This window comes from Staphylococcus sp. EG-SA-2 (assembly GCF_017152085.1).
The window spans coordinates 1-1,113 of the sequence record NZ_JACYHC010000863.1; the positions used below are offsets into that span (position 1 = coordinate 1).

Here is a 1,113-nt window from a genome sequence, read left to right on the forward strand (position 1 = left end):
TCTTTCAAATACAACACGCGCAAAATGCACAAAATAATCGACAACTTCTCTATTTCTAAATCCACCATAATGTTTCGCTAAATGAAGTGGCATCTCAAAATGTGATAACGTCACAACAGGTTCAATATCTTGTGCAATTAATTCATCAAAGATACGATCATAAAAGGCGAGTCCTTCTTCGTTTGGCACATCTTCATCCCCATTCGGAAAGATACGTGTCCACGCAATCGACGTACGTAAACATTTCAATCCCATTTCATTAAACAAGGCAATATCTTCCTTATAACGATGATAAAAATCAATACCTTCATGATTTGGATAATAGTGATTTTGATCTATAGACTTTGTAATCTGACGTGCTTTGCCATGTGCACCACTCGTCATAACATCAATTACACTTAACCCTTTACCCCCTTTATCATATCCACCTTCAAATTGATTTGCGGCAAGAGCGCCACCCCACATAAAATTTCGCGGTAATTTGGTCATTATTACAACACACTCCTAGTTTTTAAATATTTTAAAAATAACATCTTCAGTCGTAATGATTTCATTCATTGTCAGTTCTACTTTTCCTAAATCGGCAGAGTTGCTAATAACGACAATAACGTCAGCATTGTAGCCTTGTTGTTGTATATATTGCTGGTCGAATTGTAACAACGTTTGCCCTGCTTCAACACGATCATTTTGCTTTACAAAGCACTTGAACCCTTTACCTTCCAAGTCAACTGTATTCACGCCAATATGAATGACTATGTCCACACCGTCTTCTGATTGAATACGAACTGCATGCTTAGTTGGTACAATCATAGATATTAAACCATTGAACGGTGCGATTACTTTGGATTCTTCATGAGCTTTGATTGCCAAGCCTTCGCCTACCATTTTCTCTCTAAAAATTGAATCTCTTACTTCTTTAAGTAAAATACGACGACCAGCGATTGGTGCTTTCACTAAAATTGGTGTTGTTACTTTTACTTGAGGTATATAACTTGTATCTTGGCTATTAATATTGTCAGTATTCTCACTCTCTTCGACATTAGCATTCTTAATTAATCGCTGTAATTGCTGATACACTTCATCGACATTTCCATTTAATTTTATGACTAACTG

2 protein-coding genes are annotated in these 1,113 nt (G+C 36.1%); both read right to left on the reverse strand.

The features are described 5' to 3' along the window. Positions 1 to 489 (reverse strand): family 1 glycosylhydrolase (locus IDG60_RS15430; RefSeq protein WP_206160880.1); only part of this gene is annotated, 489 nt, incomplete at its 3' end. Between the two features lie 15 nt (positions 490 to 504). Continuing rightward, on the reverse strand, positions 505 to 1,113 hold a 609-nt coding region (locus IDG60_RS15435; RefSeq protein ID WP_206160881.1), incomplete at its 5' end, for a PTS sugar transporter subunit IIA.